Here is a 19,484-nt window from a genome sequence, read left to right as displayed (position 1 = left end):
CTCACCCCTTGGCTTCGGCCAGCACCGCACTCAGGGTGCGCTGTACCAGCGGGATCTTGAAGGCGTTCTGCTGCGTCGGTGTGGCGCCGGCCAGCAACTGTTCGGTGACGGCGCGGGCACCCAGCGGCAGCGCCGCCTCGGCGCTCTCCAGCCGCCACGGCCTGGGGGCGACGCCACCCAGCGCCACCCGGCCGCTGCCGTCCGGCTGCACGACGGCGGCCACCGACACCAGGGCGAAGGCGTAGGAGGCGCGGTCGCGCACCTTGCGGTAGTAGTGCTTGCCGCCCAGCGGCGGCGGCAGGCTGACGGCGGTGACCAGTTCGCCCGGCGCCAGCGCGCTCTCGTGCTGCGGCGTGTCGCCCGGGAGGCGATGGAAGTCGGCGATGGGGATGACACGGCGGCTGCCGTCCGCCTTCACCGTTTCCACGCCGGCGTCCAGCAGCCGCATGGCGACCGCCATATCGCTCGGGTGGCTGGCGATACAGGTGCGGCTGACGCCGATGAGGGCGAGCGGGCGGCTGAAGCCTTCCAGCGCCGAACAGCCGCTGCCCGGCACGCGTTTGTTGCAGGGCTGGTTGGTGTCGTAGAAGTAGGGGCAGCGGGTGCGCTGCAGCAGGTTGCCGGCGGTGGTGGCCTTGTTGCGCAGCTGGCCGGAGGCGCCCGCGAGCAGGGCGCGGGCGAGCACCGGGTAGTCGCGCCGCACCCGCGCGTCGGCGGCGAGATCGGTGTTGCGCACCAGCGCGCCCACCCGCAGCCCGCCGTCGGGCAGCGGTTCCAGGCGGTCCAGGGCGAGGCCGTTCACATCGATCAGGTGGGCCGGCGTTTCCACCTCCAGCTTCATCAAGTCCAGCAGGTTGGTGCCGCCGGCGATGAAGCGGGCGTCGGGAATGCGCGCGGCCGCGGCGGCGGCTTCGGCGGGCGATTGCGCCTTTTCGTAGGTGAAGGATTTCATGCCTTGCCCTCCGCCACGTCGGTGATCGCATCCACGATGTTGGCGTAGGCGCCGCAGCGGCACAGGTTGCCGCTCATGCGCTCGCGGATTTCGGCGGCGCTAAGCAGGGGGCGGGCCTCCAGGTCGGCGCTGACGTGGCTGGGAACGCCGGCCTCGATCTCCGCCAGCATGCCCACCGCCGAACAGATCTGGCCGGGCGTGCAGTAGCCGCACTGGTAGCCGTCGTGGCGGACGAAGGCGGCCTGCAGCGGGTGCAGCCGCTGGGGTGTGCCCAGGCCCTCGATGGTGGTGATCTCGTCGCCCTGGTGCATCACCGCCAGCGTCAGGCAGGAATTGATGCGCCGGCCATTGACCAGCACGGTACAGGCGCCGCACTGGCCGTGGTCGCAGCCCTTCTTGGTGCCGCCCAGCTGCAGGCGTTCGCGCAGCACGTCGAGCAGGGAGCTGCGGGTGTCCAGTTCCAGTTCGTGGAGGTGGCCGTTCACCCGTAGCGCCACCGGGGCGTTCACCGGCGGCCGGGCGCGGCCGGCGCTCGCGCTCTGGGCGGCGGCCACGGCGGGCATCGCCATCATGGTGGCGGAGGCGGCGCTCATCACCAGCAGTTCGCGGCGGGAGAGCTTGAGGTTGCTGGCTTCCATGGGAGGGCTCCTTGTCGGCGGATGCGATGGCGGGAGGGCGGCCGGCCTGCTCGCAGCCGGGGCGGCGAGTAGTGAGGAGGAGGTGGGCTGCGCCGCCAGGACTCGATCCGGCCCGCCGGGGCGTGCAGGCCCGGCCGGGCACGAATTGAAACGCTGCGGGCAAACGGTGTTCCCGAGGTTGGAGGGAAGCGGCGCGGGCCGCCCCCGCGAACGCGCGGCTGGCGGCCATATGGCGCAAGACCGGCGCCAGCAGGGCTTCGGGGCGGGACGAGAGGCGGGCTGCGGGCGGCGCGCCGGAGGCGGGATGAGGCGTGGCGGCGTGGAAAAAGCCGGGGCCGGCATGGAAAAAACTTCAGCCGCGCAGGCCTCGGGGGGCCAGGGCAGCGGACGCGCCCGGGCGCGGGGCTGGGGCAGCGTCCACCGGCCGCAGCGGGAGGCTCAGGCAGGAAGGAGAAGCGCTGCTGGGGAAGTGCCAGGAGAGGGGGCGGAGAGGGGCCGGAGAGGGCGGCCCGGCCCCTCGCCCGACCGCGGCTGGCTCACCCCGCAGGGCGGCCGGTTGCGTTCAGCGCCGGCTCTGCAGCGCGGCGATGCGCTCCTCGATCGGCGGGTGGCTGGCGAACAGCGCCATCCAGGCCGGGCGGCTGCTGATGCCGGCGGTGGCCACGTTCTTCGGCAGTTCGCCCGCTTCCACGCCGCCCAGGCGGCGCAGCGCGTTCACCATCGGGGTGGCGTTGCCCATCAGGCGGGCGGCGCCGGCGTCGGCGCGGAACTCACGCTGGCGGGAGAACCAGGCCACGATGATGCTGGCGAGCACGCCGAACAGGATGTCGCAGACGATGGTGGTGACGAAGTAGCCGATGCCGGGGCCGCTCTGCTCGTCGTTGCGGCGCAGGAAGGAATCCACCAGGTAGCCGACCACTCGTGACAGGAAGACGACGAAGGTGTTCACCACGCCCTGGATGAGCGTCAGCGTCACCATGTCGCCATTGGCGATGTGCGCCACTTCGTGGGCCAGCACCGCCTCCACTTCCTCCTGTGACATCGCGTTCAGCAGGCCGGTGGAAACCGCCACCAGGGAGTTGTTCTTGGTGGCGCCGGTGGCGAAGGCATTCGGCTCGCCCTCGTAGATGGCGACTTCCGGCATCGGGATGCCGGCGCCCTGGGCCAGCCGGCCGACGGTGTCCAGCAGCCACTGCTCGTGCTGGTTGCGCGCCTGGCCGATGGTCTGCGCGCCGGTGCTCCACTTCGCCACCGGCTTGGAGATCAGCAGCGAGATGAAGGCGCCGCCGAAACCCATGATGGCGGCGAAGCCGAGCAGCGCGCCGAGGTTGAGGCCGTTGGCGGTGAGGAAGCGGTTGAGGCCCAGCAGGTGGGCGACGATGCCGAGCACCAGCACCACCGCGAGGTTGGTGCCGAGGAAGAGAAGGATGCGTTTCATTGGGGACTCCGTGGCGGTGATTGGGTTGGGGGGCGGGAGGTCTGGCGTAGGGCCGCGCGTGCGCGGCTCAGACCAGCAGCGTGGCCACCGCGGCGATGCCGCTGCCGGCGCCGCAGGTGGCGAGGACAGAAGAAGATGAGGGTGAAGAGGATGATGACAAAAGATTAATCGAAGATTTCCATGACGGCAGGGAGTGAGTGGTCCGATGCAGCGGGCTCCGCCCCGCCGGTGCCGCCGCAGGGTGGCCGGCAGGCGAGGGCGGACGCGCCGGCAGGCGGGCGCGGTGGCGCAGCGTGCCGGGGGGGCCGGCCTCGCGGGGCGGTCCGCCGTAGGGACGGCCGGCCGCGGGTCCGGGGGGCGGGCGCGCTCAGGCGAGGGCGGCGGTCTCGGGCGGCCGCAGCGGGCCGTCGAGGAAGGGCTTGGTCAGGGCGTCGCGCCAGCCGGGCGACTGGCGGCCGGGGACGGAGAGGTAGCCCGGGGTGCGGCTGGGCGTGTCGGCGAGATCGTGCAGGTCGGCCGGCGTATCCGCCTGCAGCGGCGGCAGTTCGTCCGTGCGCCTGTCGTCCGCCGGCTGCGAGCCCTTGCCGTCGAGGGCGGTCAGCACCTGTTCCACCGGCGCGGTTTCCAGCGCGGCCGCATAGGCCTGCGAGCCCGGACCTGGACACAGGAAGACCACGATGAAGAAGAGGGCGAGGAGGCCGCGCAGCATGGCGGCGAGTATAGCAGCGGGGGCCGGGCGGGCCCGGCGCCGCGCGGCCACGCCATGCGGGGCGTGGCCGCGTTGCGGCAATGCCGGGGCGGGCGCGCTGCGCTCAGAGATCGACCGACAACGACAGCAGCAGGGTGCGCGGGGCGCCCACCGTCAGGCCCTCGCGGGCGGCCGACAGCCAGTAGTCCTTGTCTGCCACGTTCTCCACCGTGCCGCGCAGTACGACCGCCTTGCCGGCGGCGGTGAAGGCGTAGCGCGCGCCGAGGTCGTAACGGTTCCAGGCGGGCAGCTTCTGGGTGTTGGCGGCGTCCACATACTGGCCGCCGGTGTGCAGGGCGCGGGCGGTGAGGGTGAGGCCGGGCAGCACCGGGGTGTCCCACTCCAGCGCCAGGTTGGCCTGGCGGCGCGGGGTGGCCGGGGCGGTGTTGCCGTCGTTTGCGCCGCTCTGGGTCTTCAGCAGTTCGGCTTCGGTGTAGGCGGCGCCGCCGAGCAGGCGCAGGCCGGGGGCGAGTTCGCCCTGGACCAGCAGTTCCAGGCCGCGGTTGCGCTGCTTGCCGTCGGTGCTGAAGCGCAGGCTGGCCGGATCGAGGAAGCTGCTCGGGCGTTCGATCTGGAAGGCGCTGAGGGTGGCGACGATGCGGCCGAAGTCGTACTTGGCGCCGATCTCCGTCTGGCGGCTGATGTCCGGCGGGAAGACCTCGCCGGCATTGGCGGCGCCGGATGGCGCGGTGGGGCCCTGGCTGAGGCCTTCGATGTAGTTGGCGTAGAGCGCGAGCGCCGGTGCCGGTTTCACCGTGATGCCCACCGCCGGCGTCAGCGCGGACTTGCTGTAGTGGGCGCTGCGCTTGCCGGTGGCGCCGTCGAAGCCGTCCACCACCACCTGCTGCTGGCGGGCGCCGAGCATCAGCTGGACCCGGTCGTCGGCGATGGAAATGGTGTCCGCCAGCGCCAGGCTGCGCAGGCGGGTGACGCTGACCTTGGGCAGGTGGCTGCCGATGGCGATGGCCGGCTCGGCCAGGGCCGCCGGGTCGTAGAGGTCGGACAGCACGATGCTGGAGGTGGCCCGCAGCTGGCGGTGTTCGAGATCGAAGCTGCTCATGCTCAGCACCGTCTCATGGCCCAGCTCGCCGGTGGTGAAGCGGCCGCGCACGCCGGCCTCGCCGGTGACGGTATTCACCTCCTCCTTGAGGCGGGTCGGCCGCGCGCCGATGTTGCCCTGGCCGTCCAGCATCAGCCAGTTGGTCTGCAGGCTGGAGAAGTCGTAGCGGTTGCCGCCCACTGCGGCGAAGGCGGTCCAGGCCGGCGAAAGGTCATACTCGGCGCGCCCGACGCCGAACCACTCGTTGGCTTTCCAGTAGGTCCAGTCGGGGAAGAAGTTGCCGCGGGCGTCCGGCGCCGAGGGAATGCGCACGCCGGAGGCGGGCGGGAACAGCAGGCCGCTGCGGGCGTGGGTGAGGCGGTTTTGGTAGTTGAGGTCGGCTTCCAGGCGCAGGCGGTCGGTGTGGTAGTCCAGGCCGAGGGAGAAGGCGTCCAGCTTCTCCCTAGCGCCGTCCTGCGGCATGTCGCCGTCGCTGTGCTGGGCGTTGACCCGCAGGCCGAGTTCCTGCGTCTCGCCGAAGCGGCGGCCGAGGTCCACATGGGTGCCGAACTGGCCGTCGTCGATGTAGGACAGGGTCACCCGGTTCAGCGGCTCGGCGCCGGCCCGCTTGGGCACCAGGTTGATGGAGCCGCCCACCGAGCCGTAGGGCGCCATGCCGTTGAGGAAGGCGTTGGGGCCGCGCAGCACTTCCACCCGCTCGATGCCGATCAGCGCGCTGGCGTTGCGCGGCGAGGCGCCGTACATGCCGTTGTAGGAGACGTCGTAGTTGAACAGCGTGAAGCCGCGGATGTTGAACTCGTCGCGCCCGGCGCCGCGCGAGTAGGTGTTGCGCACCGAGGGGTCGTTCACCAGCACGTCGCCGATGTTCTGCGCCTGCTGGTCTTCGATCAGCTTGGCGGTGTACTGGGTGAGGCTGAAGGGGGCATCCAGGGTGTCGCGGTTGCCGAGCAGGCCCAGCCTGCCGCCGCGGGCGGTCTGCCCGCCGGCGTAGGTCTCCGGCAAGGTGCTGGCGTTGGCGAGGTGGGTGTCGGTGACGGTGACCGCCGGCAGCGTGGTTTCGCCGCCGCGCGGCGGGCGGGCTTGCAGCGCATAGGCTCGCGGTCCCTGGCGCACCGCCTGCAGCGGCGTGCCTTCGAGCAGGCGGGCGAGGCCGTCTTCCACGGCGTAGCTGCCGCGCACGCCAGGGCTGCGGACGCCGGCGGTGAGCCGCGGGTCGGCGGCCACCATGACGCCGGCGGCGGCGCCGAAGGCGCCCAGGGCGTCGTCCAGCGCACCGGCGGGGATGTTGAAGCTCAGCCGCGCTTCGGCGCTGCCGCTCTGCTGGGCGAACACGGTGGTGCTGGTGGCGGCCAGTCCGCCGGCGGTGAGCAGGGCGAGGCAGACGGCGCGGGCAAGGGGGGCAAGGGGAGCAATGGGGGCGAGCGCGGCGGGCGGGTTGGGCCGCGGCGGGATCTGGAGCTGGGGCTGGGGCATGACTTCCTTCCGGATGCGTGGTTGATGTAGGGAAGCCACGCGGGCGCCTCGCGGGGTTCCTGACTGGTTAACACGCGAGAAAGGAAAAACTGCCGTCGGGCTGCGTTTTTTTTTGGAAGCGCGGCCGGTGCCGGCCACGGCACGCCTTCAGCGCAGCGCGACGGTGGTCCAGTAGCGGCTGAAATGCTCCACCCGCAGCGGCAGGATGGTCTCCAGCATGGCCAGGGCGCCGTCGATGTCGTCCAGCGGGAAGGCGCCGGTGACCTGGAGTTCGGCGGCGTCGGCGCGGCAGCGCAGGAAGCCGCTGCGGTGGCGGTCGAGTTCGGCGATGAAGTCGGCCAGCGGCATGCGGTTGGCGATCAGCATGCCGCGCGTCCAGGCGTCCTCGCCGGGGTGGAGGGCGCGCTCCGGCAGCAGGCTGTCGGCGGTGAAGGCCAGTTGCCGGCCGGCGGGCAGACGCCGGGCCGCGCCCGGGCCGGCGGGGCGGATGTCCACCGCGCCTTCGAACACCGCCAGCCGTATCGGCCGCCCGGGCGTATCCAGCCGCCGCACCGAAAAGCGGGTGCCCACCGGCAGCAGGGCGCCGTGTTCGGTGCTGACGATGAAGGGGCGCCCGGCGGCGTCCGGCGCGGTGCTGACCATGATCTCGCCGCTGCGCAGCCAGATGCGGCGCTGGCGCTCGTCGAAGTCGATGTCCACCGCGCTGCGGCTGTTGAGCACCAGCTGGCTGCCATCGGCCAGCCGGTGCTCGCTGCGCTGGCCGGTCGTGGTGTGGAGGTCGGCGCGTAGGGCCTGCCAGGCGGGAAAGTCCTGCAGCGCGTCGCGGCCCTGCCAGGCGCCGAGGCCGACCGCGCCCAGGCCCAGCATCCACTTGATGCTGTCGCGGCGGCGCCGGCGCAGGCTGGCGCGCGCCTGCTCCAGCGTGGTTGCGGCCAGCGGCGCGGGCAGCGCGCGGGCGCTGGCCCGCAGCTCCCGGCCGAGGGCGCTCAGGCGTTGCCAGGCCAGCTCGTGTTGCGGGTCCAGGGCGCGCCAGTCGGCACAGGCCTGGCGGGTGGCGGGGCGGTCGTCGTGCGCCAGCCTCACCACCCATTCGGCGGCCTCGGCCACCACTGTGCTGGCGAGGGCGCCGGCCTCGGGGACGAGCGGCGCGAAACGGCCGGGAGGGCTCATCGGGCGGCGGCCGGCAGGTCGGCGTAGATCGCCAGGTAGCAGTGCTGCAGCGCCGCCGCCGCTTCCTTGTGCACCACGTTGAGGGTGACGCCCAGCCGGCGGGCGATCTCGGCATGGGGCAGGCCTTCGAGCTGGGCGAGGAAGAACACCTGGCGGCGGCGCTCCGGCATGCCGTCGAGCAGACGCAGGATCTCGTCCAGAGTCTGGATCACCGCGAACTGCTCCTCGGCCGAAGGGGCGTGGCCTTCGGGCAGCTGGGCGAGGGCCTCCAGGTAGGCCTGCTCCAGCGCCTGGCGGCGGAACTGGTTGATCGCCAGGCGCTTGGCGATGGTGGTGAGGTAGGCGCGCGGCTGTTGCAGCGCGGGCGTGCTGCCGGCCCGCCACAGGCGCTCGAAGGTGTCGTGGGCGAGATCGGCGGCGCGGTGGGCGCAGCCCAGCTTGCTGCGCAGCCAGCCATGAAGCCAGCCGTGATGGTCGCGGTAGAGCGTGGTGACGGTGTTCGAGAACGAGTCGGCGGTATTCAAGCTGGGCGCTCCGCTGGGGCTGGCTGGCCGCGATGGGTCGGGTGGGCTTGGCTGACCGGTTAACGGGAATGGTTCTTATTTTCGGGTGCGCTTTCGCTGGCGTCAATCGCTGCGCTGCACGACCTCGCCGGCGCGCCGCGGCCGCCCGGGCAGGCGGGCTTTTCCTGGCTGCGTGAATCGGGCGGCGGCGTCCCCGGCCTTGCGAGCCGGCGATCCGGACGGGCTGTCGTGCGCCTGAGTTTCGGCGGCCGCTCGTGGCTGGGTGCCGAGGGGTCGTGGGGAGGCGGGGCTGGATGGAAGCGGTCCAGCGTCCCGCTTGGGGGACTCGGCGCTGAGGGGGCCTTCCGTTGCCGGCTGGAGGGCGCGCGGAAGAAGGGTAGAGGTGCTTGCCGGCGGGAGGCCGGCTGGAAGCGTCGCTGCTTCGCCTCAGGTGGGGGCGGGCGCGGCGATGAGAATGGCGCGGAAGTCGTTCACATTGGTCAGCGTCGGGCCGGTGACCACCGCGTCGCCCAGCGCGCCGAAGAAGCCGTGGCCGTCGTTGTCGTCCAGGCTGTCCTTGGGGCGCATGCCCAGCGCCCAGGCGCGGGCCAGCGAATCCGGCGCGAGGTAGGCGCCGGCCACTTCCTCCTGGCCGTCCACCCCGTCGGTGTCGCCGGCCAGAGCGTGGATGCCGGCCGCGCCATCCAGGGCCACGCCCAGCGACAGCAGGAACTCCACGTTGCGGCCGCCGCGGCCCTGGCCGCGCACCGTCACCGTGGTTTCGCCGCCGGAGATGAGGACGCAGGGCGCGCTGAAGGGTTGGCCGCGCAGCTGCACCTGGCGGGCGATGGCGGCCATTACCTTGCCGACGTCGCGCGCTTCGCCTTCGATGCTGTCGCCCAGGATGTAAGGCGTGTAGCCGGCTTCGCGGGCGACGCCGGCGGCGGCTTCCAGCGCGAGCTGGGGCGCGGCGATGATGTGGGTTTCGTTGCCCTGCAGGCGCTGGTCGTCCGGCTTCACCGACTCGCCGATGCCGTGTTCCAGGATGGCGCGCGCCTTGGGGGGCAGTGCGATGCCGTAGCGGCGGATGATGGCCAGCGCGTCCTCGCAGGTGGTGGCGTCGCCCACCGTGGGGCCGGAGGCGATGTCGCCCGGATGGTCGCCCGGCACGTCGGAGATCAGCAGCGTCACCACCTTGGCCGGGTGGCAGGCGGCACCCAGACGGCCGCCCTTGACCGCCGACAGGTGGCGGCGCACGCAGTTGATCTCGCCTATGGTGGCGCCGCACTTGAGCAGGTCGCGGGCGATCTGCTGCTTGTCTTCCAGGGTGATGCCGTCCAGCGGCAGCGCCAGCAGCGCGGAGCCGCCGCCGGAGATCAGGCACAGCACGGTGTCGTCGGCGCTGAGGCCGGAGACGGTGTCGCGGATGCGCCGGGCGGCGGCGAGGCCGGCGGCGTCCGGTACCGGGTGGGCGGCTTCGACGATCTCGATGCGCTCGCAGGGCACGGTGTAGCCGTAGCGGGTCACCACGAGGCCGGAAAGCGGGCCCTGCCAGTTGTCTTCCACCGCCTTCGCCATCGCGGCCGAGGCCTTGCCGGCGCCGATGACCACCAGCCGCCCCTTGGGCGGCCGCGGCAGGCAGGCGGGAATGCAGTGGGCGGGTTGGGCCGCTTCGATGGCGGCCTGGAACATGCGCTGCAGCAGTTCGCGCTGCGGGGTGGGGGTGCTCATGGCGGAAATCTCCGGCGAGGCGGGAGCGCGGCGGCGGCGGGCGCTGGAGCCCCGCCACGCACCGCGTGCGGATCAACGATTAACGATCTTCGCCGGAACGCGCAAGACCAGCACGGCGCCGAGCAGCAGCACCGCGGAGAGGATGTAGAGGGCGATGTCGGTGCTGCCGGTGTTGTCCTTGATCCAGCCGACCAGGAAGGGGCTGACGAAGCCGGCGATCTGGCCCAGCGAGTTGATCAGCGCCACGCCGCCGGCGGCGGCCGCCGCCCCGAGGAAGGCGGTGGGCAGCGGCCAGAACATCGGCAGGCCGGAGAGCGCGCCCATGGTGGCGAGGGAGAGGCCAATGATGGCGATGACCGGGTTACCGCCGGCCTGGGTGGCCAGCATCAGGCCGCACAGGCCCATCAGCAGCGGCCCGCTCAGGTGCCAGCGGCGCTCCTTGCGCGCATCGGCGGAGCGGCCCACCCAGATCATGAACAGGCTGGCGCAGAAGTAGGGAATGGCGCTGATCCAGCCGACGGTGACCGGGCTCTGGTAGCCCAGCGACTTGACGATGGTGGGCAGCCAGAAGTTGATCGCGTACACGCCCATCTGGATGCAGAAATACACCAGGCCCAGCATCCACACCCGGCCGTTGCGCAGCACGCTGGCGAAGGAGTCGGTGGCTTCCGGCGTCTCGCGGCGCTTGCGCTCGTCTTCTTCCAGCTCGGCGGTCAGCAGGCGCTTCTCGTCGGCGCTCAGCCACTTGGCGCTGGCGATGCCGTCGTTCAGCAGCACGTACACCAGCAAGCCCAGCAGCACGGTGGGAATGCCCTGCAGCAGGAACATCCACTGCCAGCCGGCGAGGCCGCCATGGCCGGCGAAGGACTCCATCATCCAGCCGGACAGCGGGCTGCCCAGCACGCCGGAGATGGGAATGGCCGACATGAAGAGACCCATGATGCGGCCGCGGCGGGAGGAGGGATACCAGCCGGTGAAGTACAGCACGATGCCGGGGAAGAAGCCGGCCTCGAACACGCCGGTGATGAAGCGCAGGGTGTAGAAGCCTTCCGGCGTCTTCACGAACATCAGCGCCGCCGAGGCCGCGCCCCAGGCCACCATCAGCGTGCCCAGCACCTTGCGCGCGCCCAGCTTCAGCAGCAGCAGGTTGGCCGGCACGCCGCTCAGCACGTAACCGATGAAGAAGATGCCGGCGCCCAGGCCGTACACCGTCTCGCTCCACTGCAGCGCGTCCAGCATCTGCAGCTTGGCGAAGCCCACGTTCACCCGGTCCAGGTAGTTGAACAGGTAGCAGACGAAGATGAAGGGAATCAGGTGCAAGGTGACCTTGCGGTAGGCGCCTTCCAGAACGGGGTGGGCAGGGGCGTTCACGGACGATGCCGCGCGCTGTGCATTCGACACGATGTCTCCTTGTATTCGGGTTTGAGTCGGCGCGGCGGCATCGTAAGATCGCCATCCCGCCGCTTCATCGGGCGGATGCATGAATATAGTGGCCTGATTCAGCCGGTAATCTGGATGAATGCACTGTTTTGCGCGCCTGGTGAAGCATGCAGCGGGCCCGCGCCGCGGGCGGACGCGAGAGAGAAGAAGGAGGGAACGATGAGCACCCTGGGCGCCGCGCTGGCGCAGCAAATCGTCGAGCGGACGATGAAAATCATCCCCTTCAATGTGAACGTGATGGACGCCCGCGGCATCATCCTCGCCAGCGGCAAGGCAGCGCGCATCGGCGATCTGCACCCCGGCGCCCAGCTCGCGCTGGCCAAGCGCGGCACGGTGGAGATAGACGCGGCGACGGTGGCCAACATGCCGGGCGCGCGCGCCGGCATCAACCTGCCGCTGTCGGTGCGCGGCCAGATCTGCGGCGTGGTCGGCATCACCGGCGAGCCCGGGGCGGTGCGGCAGTTCGCCGAGCTGGTGCGGGTGACGGCGGAGATGATCCTGGAGCAGGCTCAGCTCATCCAGGAACTGCAGCGCGAGAAGCGCTACCGGGAGGAATTCCTCTTCCAGCTGGTGAAGAAGACCGGCATTCCGCCCGCCAGCCTAGAGGCCTGGGCGGCGCGGCTGGGCGTAGACCTCGGCCGCCCGCGCGCCGTCACCGTGCTGGAGCTGGCCGACGACGCGCTGCCACCGGACCAGGCCCTGATGGAACTGCAGCGGGTGCAGGCCGAACTTGCTGCCCGTTGGCCCGAGTTGCTGAGCGCGGTGCTGTCGCCGCGCGAGCTGGCGTTGCTGGAGCCCTTCGAGGTGCCGGAGTCGCAGCAGGCCGACAGCGCCGCCCTGGCCCGCCGCCGGCTGCAGGAGCTGGAGCGCATCGTCGCCCCGGTGCTGCATGGCCCGGCCGTGCTGGCGATGGGTATTGCGCTGCCCGGCCTGGACGGCGCCGCCGCCTCCTACCAGGCCGCCAGCCGCACCGCCCGCGTCGGCCGCTCGCGCCGGCCGGAGGAACATCTCTTTTCCTACTACGAACTCAGCCTGCCGGTGCTGCTCTCCGGCCTGGACAGCGGCTGGCAGGCGGAGCAGCTGCGCCTGCCGCTGCAGCGCCTGCGCGCCTTCGACCGCAAGGCGGGCAGCCTGCGCAAGACGCTGGCCGCCTGGTTCGCCCACGGCAACCATCCGCTCTCCACCGCCAGGGCCCTGCACATCCATCGCAACACCCTGGACTACCGCCTGCAGAAGATTGCCGAACTCACCGGCCTGGACCTGGCGGATACCGACGACAGGCTGCTGCTCTATGTTGCACTGCAGCTGGAGGATGAAGGGGGCTGAGGGCTGAGGGCTGAGGGCGGGCCGTGTCGCCGCTCGCCTTGCTGATGAGATGAAAAGGGGGCGCACCGGCCGGTGCGTTCCCCTTCTGTTGCGCAGCCAGGGCGCCAGGAGCGCCGCGGCCCCGGAAGCGCCGACGAAACGAGCGATCGATGGGGTTCGGTCCTGTGACCGTCCCAATTGTCCGCCCCGGGCTTGCCGGCGCGAACCACGTCGCAATTCAGTGAGCCGCTCGGATGCCCCAACGCGCTGCCCGCTCCTGGCATGCCCACAGCCGGGCGTACAGGCCATTCCGCGCCAGCAGTTCCTCGTGCCTTCCTTGTTCGGCCAGCCGGCCTTCGTCCAGCACCAGGATGTGGTCGGCCGCGCGCACGGTGCGCAGCCGGTGCGCGATGACCACCACCGTGCGGTCCCTGGCCAGCGCCGACAGCGCCTGCTGGATCTGCGCCGCCGACGAGGCATCGACGCTGGCGCTGGCCTCGTCCAGCAGCAGGATGGGTGCGTCCAGCAGCAGCGCACGGGCGATGCTGATGCGCTGGCGCTCGCCGCCGGACAGGCGCGCGCCGTTCTCGCCGACAGGCGTGTCGTAGCCTAGCGGCAGCCGTTCGATGAAGTCGTGCGCGCCGGCCTGGCGGGCGGCGGCTTCCACGTCCTGCGGCGTAGCCCCGGGCCGGCCCAGGCGAATGTTGTCCCGCACCGAGCCGGAGAACAGCACCACGTCCTGGAACACCATGGCCACCTGCCGGTGCAGCGCCTCGCTGCCAATGGCGCGCAGATCCTGCCCGCCGATGCGGATGGCGCCGCGCTCCACGTCCCACAGTCGGGCGATCAGGTGCACCAGCGTGCTCTTGCCCGCGCCGCTGGGGCCCACCACGGCGGTGACGCTGCCGGCTGGCAGGGCGCAGGAGATGCCGCGCAGCACCGGCTCGCCCGGTACGTGGCTGAAATGCACGTCGTCCAGTTCGATGTCATGGGTGGCGGGCACGGCCGACCGTGCCGGCTCCGGCAGGCAGGGCTCGGCCAGCAGGGCGCGCAGCCGCTGCAGCGCCTGGCGCGCATAGCGCAGTTCCAGGAAGGCCAGGCCCACCTCGAAGAGCTGGCGGTACACCGGCAGCGCCAGCACCGCGAACAGCAGCAGCGTGGCGCCGTCCAGGTCGCGGCCCAGGCGCTGCGCCCCGGCCCACAGCGCCAGCGCGAAGCCGGCCTCCACCGCGAAGCCGAAGGCCACGATCAGCGGCACCGGCCATAGTTCGATGGCCAGCGCACGGCGGCGCATCGCCGCCAGCGCCTGCGCCAGCCGCTCGAACACCAGCCCGCCGCTGCGCCCGCCGAAGGCGCGCACGACGGCGATGCCCTGCACGTAGTCCAGCACCTCGGCCTGGCCTTGCGCATTGGCTGCATGCACTTTGACGGCCAGCTTGCCCAGCACCTGCTGCGAAAGCGCCAGCACGCCGAAGGCCAGCGGCAGCGTGGCGCCCACCAGCAGGCCCAGGCGCCAGTCCACGGCGATGAGCAGGGCGGTGACCAGCAGCGGCACCAGCAGTCCGCCGAAGAACACGCCCAGGAAATGCGCCCAGATGTCTTCCACCACTTGAAGGTCGGTCACCAGCGCACCGGCGATGGCACCGCTGCGCTGGCGCGCGAACCAGCCCAGCGGCAATTGGCGCAAGTGGTCGGCCAGGCGCAGCCGGGCCTGGCCCATGGTGGCGTAGGCGCCGGCGAAGGTGGCCGGCATGGCGCGGCGGGCGCAGGCGATGCGCAAGCCGAGGCAGAGCAGCAGGCCGGCCGCGACGGCGCCGGTCTGCACCGCCGGCACCGGGCCGCCGAGCAGGGCGGACAGCAGCCACCACAGCAGGCCGTAGGGCAGCGCGGCGAACAGCGCTTCGGCGGCGGCCCAGAGGAGCCCGGTGCGCAAGCGCGGGTCGGTGTGGCCGCCGGCCATTTCACGGCCGGCCAGCATCAGGTCGCGCATCATGGCCGCTGCTCCGGCAACGCGCGGCGATCGACAAGCTGCCAGTCGCCCGCCTGCTGCTGGTCGTCCCACAGCCGGCGGTACAGCGGGCAATCCGCCAGCAAGGCGTGGTGCCGGCCCTGGCCGGCCACGCGGCCGGCGTCCAGCACCACGATGTGGTCGGCATCGACCACGGTCTGCAGCCGGTGCGCGATCATCAGCACCGTGCGGCCCCGGCAGGCCTCGGCGAGCGCTTCCTGGATCAGCCATTCGCTCTCGGCGTCGGCATGGGCGGTGGCTTCGTCCAGCAGCAGGATGGGCGCGTCTTTCAGCAGCGCGCGGGCGATGGACAGGCGCTGGCGCTCGCCGCCGGACAGGCGCGCGCCGCGCTCGCCCAGCGGCGTTTCCCAGCCTTGCGGCAGGCGCTCGATGAAGTCCAGCGCGCGGGCGGCACGGGCGGCGGCGCGCAGCGCGGCCTCATCGGCGTCGGGTCGGGCGATGCGCAAGTTATCGCGCACCGTGCCGTGGAACAGCATCACTTCCTGGAACACGATGGCGATGCGGGACAGCAGTTCATCGGGCGGCCAGTCGCGCACGTCATGGCCGGCTACGCGCACGCAGCCGGTGTTGACGTCGAACAAGCGGGGGACGAGGCGCGCGATCGTGCTCTTGCCGGAGCCCGAGGGGCCGACCAGCGCCGTCACACCGCCGGCCGGGGCTTCGAAGCCCAGGGTGTTCAGCGCTGGAGCCTCGTACTCGCCCCGACCCTCGTAGCTGAAGCCCACGTTCTCGAAGGCGATGCCGTGTGGTTCGGTGGGTACCGGCAGGTTGGGGGCCGCTGGCGTCTCGGCCAGCGTCGGCGCCTGCAGCACCGTGTTGAGGCGCAGCAGCGCCTCGGCCCGCCGCGCCTGCTCGCCGAAGGCGAAGGTCAGCCGCAGCAGCGGCTGCAGCACGGCCGGCGCCACCAGCAGGAACAGCAGCACGGTGGCGGTATCGACCTCGCCGCGCGCATGCAGCCAGGCGGCGAGCGGCGCCACCACCACCAGGTTGGCCGTGAGCAGGCCGACGAACACGGCCCAGCCGGCGGCCGAGGAGCTTGCGTAGCGCTCGACCCAGTGTACGGTGCCCTCGATGGCCTGGGCGAAGTCGCCGAAGGCGCGGGCCGACAGGCCGAACACCTTGACCACCGGCATGCCGCGCAGGTACTCGACGATCCGCCCGGCGATGCGGCCCTGCACCTCATGCCACTCGTGCATGCGTGCCGCCGAGCCGCGCAGCATGCGTATCTGGAACAGCAGCGCCACCGGCAGCGGCACGAGCGAAGCCAGCGCCAGCCGCCAGTCGGCCATGAACAGCAGGGCCAGCGCCGCCAGCGGCACGGTGGCGGCCGCTGATGCGTCGGGCAGCATGTGGGCGAGGAAGCCTTCCATGGCCTGGGTGTCGTCGATCACCGTCTTGCGCAGCACGCCGCTGCCCTGGCGCGCGAAGAAGCCCATCGGCACCCGCAGCAGCCGCTGCGCCAGCGCCAGCCGCAGCCGGTACAGCACCGCGAAGGCGCCCCAGTGCGCGAAGCCGTGCGACAAGGCCATCAACAGCCAGCGTGCCAGTACCAGGGCGAGCGCCAGCAGGGCCAGATGGCGGACCTGCGCCACGTCGGGCTGCGCGGCCGCCAGCTCCAGGGCGATGCGGTAGAGCATCCAGAACGGCGCCAGCGACAAGGCCGCGGAGGCCGTGGCCAGCAGGGCAGCCGCCGCCAACGAAACGGGCGCCATGCGCATCAGGGCACCGAAGCCCAGTGCCGGTCCGGCAGATGCCGTCTTCATGATGCAGCCTCCCGCGTCACCTGCAGCCGCGCCACGGCCAGCGCCATCAGCGCCAGCACCACTACACCGGCGCCCCAGGCCGCCGCGAAGGCCGTTCCATAGTCCCAGCGTGCGCCGAGCCCGCCGATCGCGCCGGCCGCCACGGCGTTGGCCAGGCTCTCGCAGCACTGCATGGCGGTGTAGTCGGTGCCCGGACGTTCGGGCGAAGCCCAGTTCATGAACAGCGCCCAGATCGCCACGTACAGCGCGCCGGCCGCCATCGCTTCAATGCCGAAGGCCAGCGCGAGCCAGTGCATCTCGCTGACGCCGGCCGCATCCAGCCCCCAGGCAGTACCCAGCAGCAAGGTCGCCAGCCCGCCGCTGGCCAGCACCGCGCGCCGGTTGCCCAGCCGGCGCACCAGCGGGATGCCGAGCACGACGCCGCCGAGGGCGGTGGCGATCAGGCGCACGGTCTGCAGGCTGCCGATCTGCGCGAGATCCAGGGGCCGATCCACCAGCCAGGGCTGGACCAAGGTTTCCACCGCCGTGCTGGAGAACTTGAACACCAGCGCGAGCAACAGCGCCCAGCCGAGGTCGGCATGGCGGCGCAGGTCGCGCAGGCGGGCAGGCGTGGCCGGCGCTTCCGCGGGTGACACGACGGGAGAGCCTGCGGACGCTGCCGGCGCGGCCAGCCAGCGGCGGTCGAGCATCAGGGGCAGGTACAGCACAGCCAGCAGCGCGGCCAGGCCCGCCATGCCAGCGGCCCAGCCGATGTGCCCGATCACCATCAACAGCCCGCCGCCGCCCATCAGCATGCCGGTGATGAAGGCCGCCACCTGGATGGCGTTGGCGGGGCCGGCCGCACGGCCCTGCAGGCGCGTCACCGCGTAGGCGTTGGTGGCAATGTCCTGGGTGGCGGACAAGGTGTTCAGCAGCAGCACGCCGGCCAGCGCCGCATGCAGTTGCGGGCCGGGCGGAAAGGGAATCAGCGCCAGCGTGGCCAGCACGATGAGGGCCTGCATCATGCCGACCACGCGGCCGTGGCCCCAGCGCGCGCAGGCGTTGTCGATGGGCGCGGCCCAGAGGAACTTCAGCGCCCAGGGCAGGAAGGCCAGGCCGATCAGGCCCACATCTTCCACGCCATGGCCGCCCTGGCGGATCAGCGCGCCCAGGGCGTAGAAGGCCAGGCCCGAGGGCAGGCCCTGGGCGGCGTACATCAGGGCCAGGGCGCGGTATTCGCTGGCGTGCAGGCGGAGATCAGAAGTCATACGCGAGGCTCACGCCGAAGGTGCGCGGCGCGCCCCGCACGGCCAGGACGCCGCCTGCCCCGTCGCTGATGGCGCGGGTCAGGTACTTCGCGTCGCCCAGGTTCTTGCCGTACACCGTGGCCGTCCAGCCCCTGGCGTACCAGCTCAGGTGTGCATCCGCCAGGGTGTAGGGATCGTCGGCCTGGTGATTCGTCTGCAGGTACACCCGGCCGATGTGCCGCACGGCCACGGCCATTTCCCAGTCGGCAGTCGGGCGCCAGGTCATCGTCGCGCCGACCGTGCTGCGCGGCGTGGCCGAGAACTGCTGGCCGGCATAGTCGGTGGTGCCGCGGGTGTATTCGTCGTAGACCGCCCTCACATAGCCGATCTGGCCGCCCAGTTGCAGCGTGCGCACCGGCCGCAGCGTGCCGCTGAGCTCGATGCCCTGGCTGTGCGAACGGCCGGCGTTGTCGGTCAGGGTGACGCCGCCCTGGCCCTGAACGACCACTTGCTGGTCACGCAGCTGCGCATGGAAGGCGGTGGCTTCCACGCTCCAGAGGTTTTCCGCGCCGCGGATGCGGTAGCCGAGTTCGGCGTAGTTCACGTACTCCGGTTCATACGGATCGCCGGCGGCCACCGGGCTGGTGGCGTAGATGTTGAAACCCGCCGCCTTGTAGCCGCGCGAGACCTTGGCCCAGGCGAACTGCCGCTCGTCCGGCCGGTACTCCAGCGTCAGCTGGGGCAGCCAGACGGTGTTGCTGACGTCGCGGTGCAAGCTCTGGACGGCGCCGTTCTGGTTGCTGCTCCATTCCAGTTCGCGGCGGTCGCGGGTCAGGCGCAGACCGGCCGCCAGACGCCATTGCGGCGCGAAATGCCAGCCGGCTTCGCCGAAAGCGGCCACCGTGGTGCCGTCCACCTGTGACTGCGTGGCGCTGCGGAAATACGGCGCGTAGTCGTACAGGTAGGGGCGATCCATGTCGGTGCGGGCCAGGTAGAAGCCGGCCATCCAGTCCCAGGGGCTCGATGCCGTGGCCGTGCGCTGGAGGCGGGCCTCCGCATGGTGGCTCTTGAGGTCCATGTCGTAGCCGTTGGTGGCGCCGAACACGGAGCTGGGCAGCCAGTAGCTCCACTGGGTGCGGCTGCTGCCGGCCGCCACCGTCATGCGGGTGTCGGCATCCAGTGGCCGGGTGTATTCGGCGCTGAGGACGGTGTAGTCGATGTCGTTGGTTCCGGCCTCGCTCTCCACCGACTCGCGGTCATCGACATGGCCAGAGCGCAGGAACAGGTCGTTGTCGCCCTTGCGGTTGAGGTGGTGCAGCGCCAGGCGCAGTTCGCCGCCGGCCTCGTCGCGGTGCAGGAGCTTCAGCCGCGCGAAATTGCTGCCCCAGCCGGTGGTGTCGCTGCGCCCGAGGGTGCGGTTGTCGATGTAGCCGTCGCCCTGGTCGCGTCCCAGCGTGAGGCGCACCGCGGTGCGATCGGACAGGGGCAGATCCACGCCCAGGCCCACACGCCGATGGCCGTAGCTGCCGGCGTCGATCTGCGCCGTGCCGCCGAAGGTGAGGCCGGGGTCGCGGCTGCGCAGCGCCACCAGGCCGCCGATGTAGCCCTGCCCGTGCAGCAGGCTCTGCGGGCCGCGCAGCACCTCCACATGGTCCAGGTCGAACAGGTTGCTGGCGAGGCTGGTCAGCGGCAGCGAGACGCCGTCGATCTGCACCCCCACGCTGGCGACGTCCGATTCCTCGTCGCCGTGGCCCATGCCGCGGATCACGATGGTGCCCGGCCCGCCCGAGAAATCGGAGAAGTACACATTGGGCAACTGCTGCGCCACGTCGTCCAGGTACTGCATGCCTCCGCTTTCGAGGGCATGACCATCGACCACGCTGACGCTGGCCGGTGTCTCGAACGCAGGCCGGTTCTGCTTGGTGGCCGTCACCACGACAGGCGGCAGGGTCGGGGCGGGCGTCTCGACTGCGGTTTGTGCGTGGGCGGGGGAAAGGAGTGCGCCTGT

Annotated in this window: 14 protein-coding genes; 1 reads left to right on the top strand and 13 read right to left on the bottom strand. The window is 71.6% G+C overall.

All coding sequences use genetic code 11. The features are described 5' to 3' along the window. Position 1 precedes the first annotated feature (1 nt). The 9 genes from C7389_RS21370 to C7389_RS21330 form a co-directional block, all read right to left on the bottom strand. Complete coding sequence (locus C7389_RS21370) at positions 2-952, bottom strand: FAD binding domain-containing protein (RefSeq protein ID WP_133594695.1); 951 nt, start codon at positions 950-952, stop codon at positions 2-4. Next, positions 949-1,590, bottom strand: a complete 642-nt coding sequence (gene paoA, locus C7389_RS21365) for an aldehyde dehydrogenase iron-sulfur subunit PaoA (protein WP_133594694.1) — start codon at positions 1,588-1,590, stop codon at positions 949-951. Before paoA ends, C7389_RS21370 begins: the two co-directional genes overlap by 4 nt. A 562-nt stretch (positions 1,591-2,152) precedes the next feature. After that, the gene (gene htpX, locus C7389_RS21360) at positions 2,153-3,028 is read right to left on the bottom strand and encodes a protease HtpX (RefSeq protein WP_133594693.1); all 876 of its coding nucleotides are present in this window, start codon (positions 3,026-3,028) and stop codon (positions 2,153-2,155) included. Between the two features lie 367 nt (positions 3,029-3,395). After that, positions 3,396-3,737, bottom strand: coding sequence for a hypothetical protein (locus C7389_RS21355; RefSeq protein WP_133594692.1), 342 nt, complete (start codon positions 3,735-3,737; stop codon positions 3,396-3,398). 103 nt (positions 3,738-3,840) lie between these two features. Further along, positions 3,841-6,309, bottom strand: a complete 2,469-nt coding sequence (locus C7389_RS21350; RefSeq protein WP_133594691.1) for a TonB-dependent receptor — start codon at positions 6,307-6,309, stop codon at positions 3,841-3,843. A 147-nt stretch (positions 6,310-6,456) separates the two neighbouring features. Beyond that, complete coding sequence (locus C7389_RS21345) at positions 6,457-7,479, bottom strand: FecR domain-containing protein (RefSeq protein ID WP_133594690.1); 1,023 nt, start codon at positions 7,477-7,479, stop codon at positions 6,457-6,459. Beyond that, complete coding sequence (locus C7389_RS21340) at positions 7,476-8,003, bottom strand: sigma-70 family RNA polymerase sigma factor (RefSeq protein ID WP_133594689.1); 528 nt, start codon at positions 8,001-8,003, stop codon at positions 7,476-7,478. The genes C7389_RS21345 and C7389_RS21340 overlap by 4 nt, the downstream gene beginning before the upstream one ends. A gap of 426 nt (positions 8,004-8,429) precedes the next feature. After that, positions 8,430-9,713: a glycerate kinase type-2 family protein gene (locus tag C7389_RS21335; RefSeq protein ID WP_133594688.1), complete on the bottom strand. Its 1,284-nt coding sequence runs from the start codon at positions 9,711-9,713 to the stop codon at positions 8,430-8,432. Between the two features lie 72 nt (positions 9,714-9,785). Further along, the gene (locus tag C7389_RS21330) at positions 9,786-11,084 is read right to left on the bottom strand and encodes an MFS transporter (RefSeq protein ID WP_246034922.1); all 1,299 of its coding nucleotides are present in this window, start codon (positions 11,082-11,084) and stop codon (positions 9,786-9,788) included. Between the two features lie 228 nt (positions 11,085-11,312). Here C7389_RS21330 and C7389_RS21325 point away from each other — a divergent pair, with 228 nt between their 5' ends. Next, positions 11,313-12,479 carry a sugar diacid recognition domain-containing protein gene (locus C7389_RS21325; RefSeq protein ID WP_133594686.1) on the top strand — a complete coding sequence of 389 codons (1,167 nt, stop codon included), beginning with the start codon at positions 11,313-11,315 and terminating at the stop codon, positions 12,477-12,479. A 217-nt stretch (positions 12,480-12,696) separates the two neighbouring features. On the opposite strand, the gene C7389_RS21320 is transcribed toward C7389_RS21325, so the two are convergent. The 4 genes from C7389_RS21320 to C7389_RS21305 are packed head-to-tail and all read right to left on the bottom strand — an operon-like array spanning position 12,697 to position 19,412. Then, complete coding sequence (locus C7389_RS21320; RefSeq protein ID WP_133594685.1) at positions 12,697-14,451, bottom strand: ABC transporter ATP-binding protein; 1,755 nt, start codon at positions 14,449-14,451, stop codon at positions 12,697-12,699. Beyond that, entirely contained in the window at positions 14,448-16,250 is a 1,803-nt protein-coding gene (locus C7389_RS21315) for an ABC transporter ATP-binding protein (RefSeq protein ID WP_133594684.1), read from the bottom strand. The genes C7389_RS21320 and C7389_RS21315 overlap by 4 nt, the downstream gene beginning before the upstream one ends. Beyond that, positions 16,247-17,497 (bottom strand): MFS transporter, encoded by a 1,251-nt coding sequence (locus C7389_RS21310; protein WP_133594683.1) that lies wholly within the window; start codon positions 17,495-17,497, stop codon positions 16,247-16,249. Before C7389_RS21310 ends, C7389_RS21315 begins: the two co-directional genes overlap by 4 nt. Further along, on the bottom strand, positions 17,487-19,412 hold the full coding sequence (locus C7389_RS21305; protein WP_162851804.1) for a TonB-dependent receptor: 1,926 nt from the start codon (positions 19,410-19,412) through the stop codon (positions 17,487-17,489). The genes C7389_RS21310 and C7389_RS21305 overlap by 11 nt, the downstream gene beginning before the upstream one ends. Positions 19,413-19,484: the final 72 nt, after the last annotated feature.

This window comes from Azoarcus indigens, from assembly GCF_004361735.1.
GTDB classification, from domain to species: Bacteria; Pseudomonadota; Gammaproteobacteria; order Burkholderiales; family Rhodocyclaceae; genus Azoarcus; species Azoarcus indigens.
Note: the sequence above shows the minus strand (reverse complement) of the source record. Positions and strands in the feature narration are given on the sequence as shown.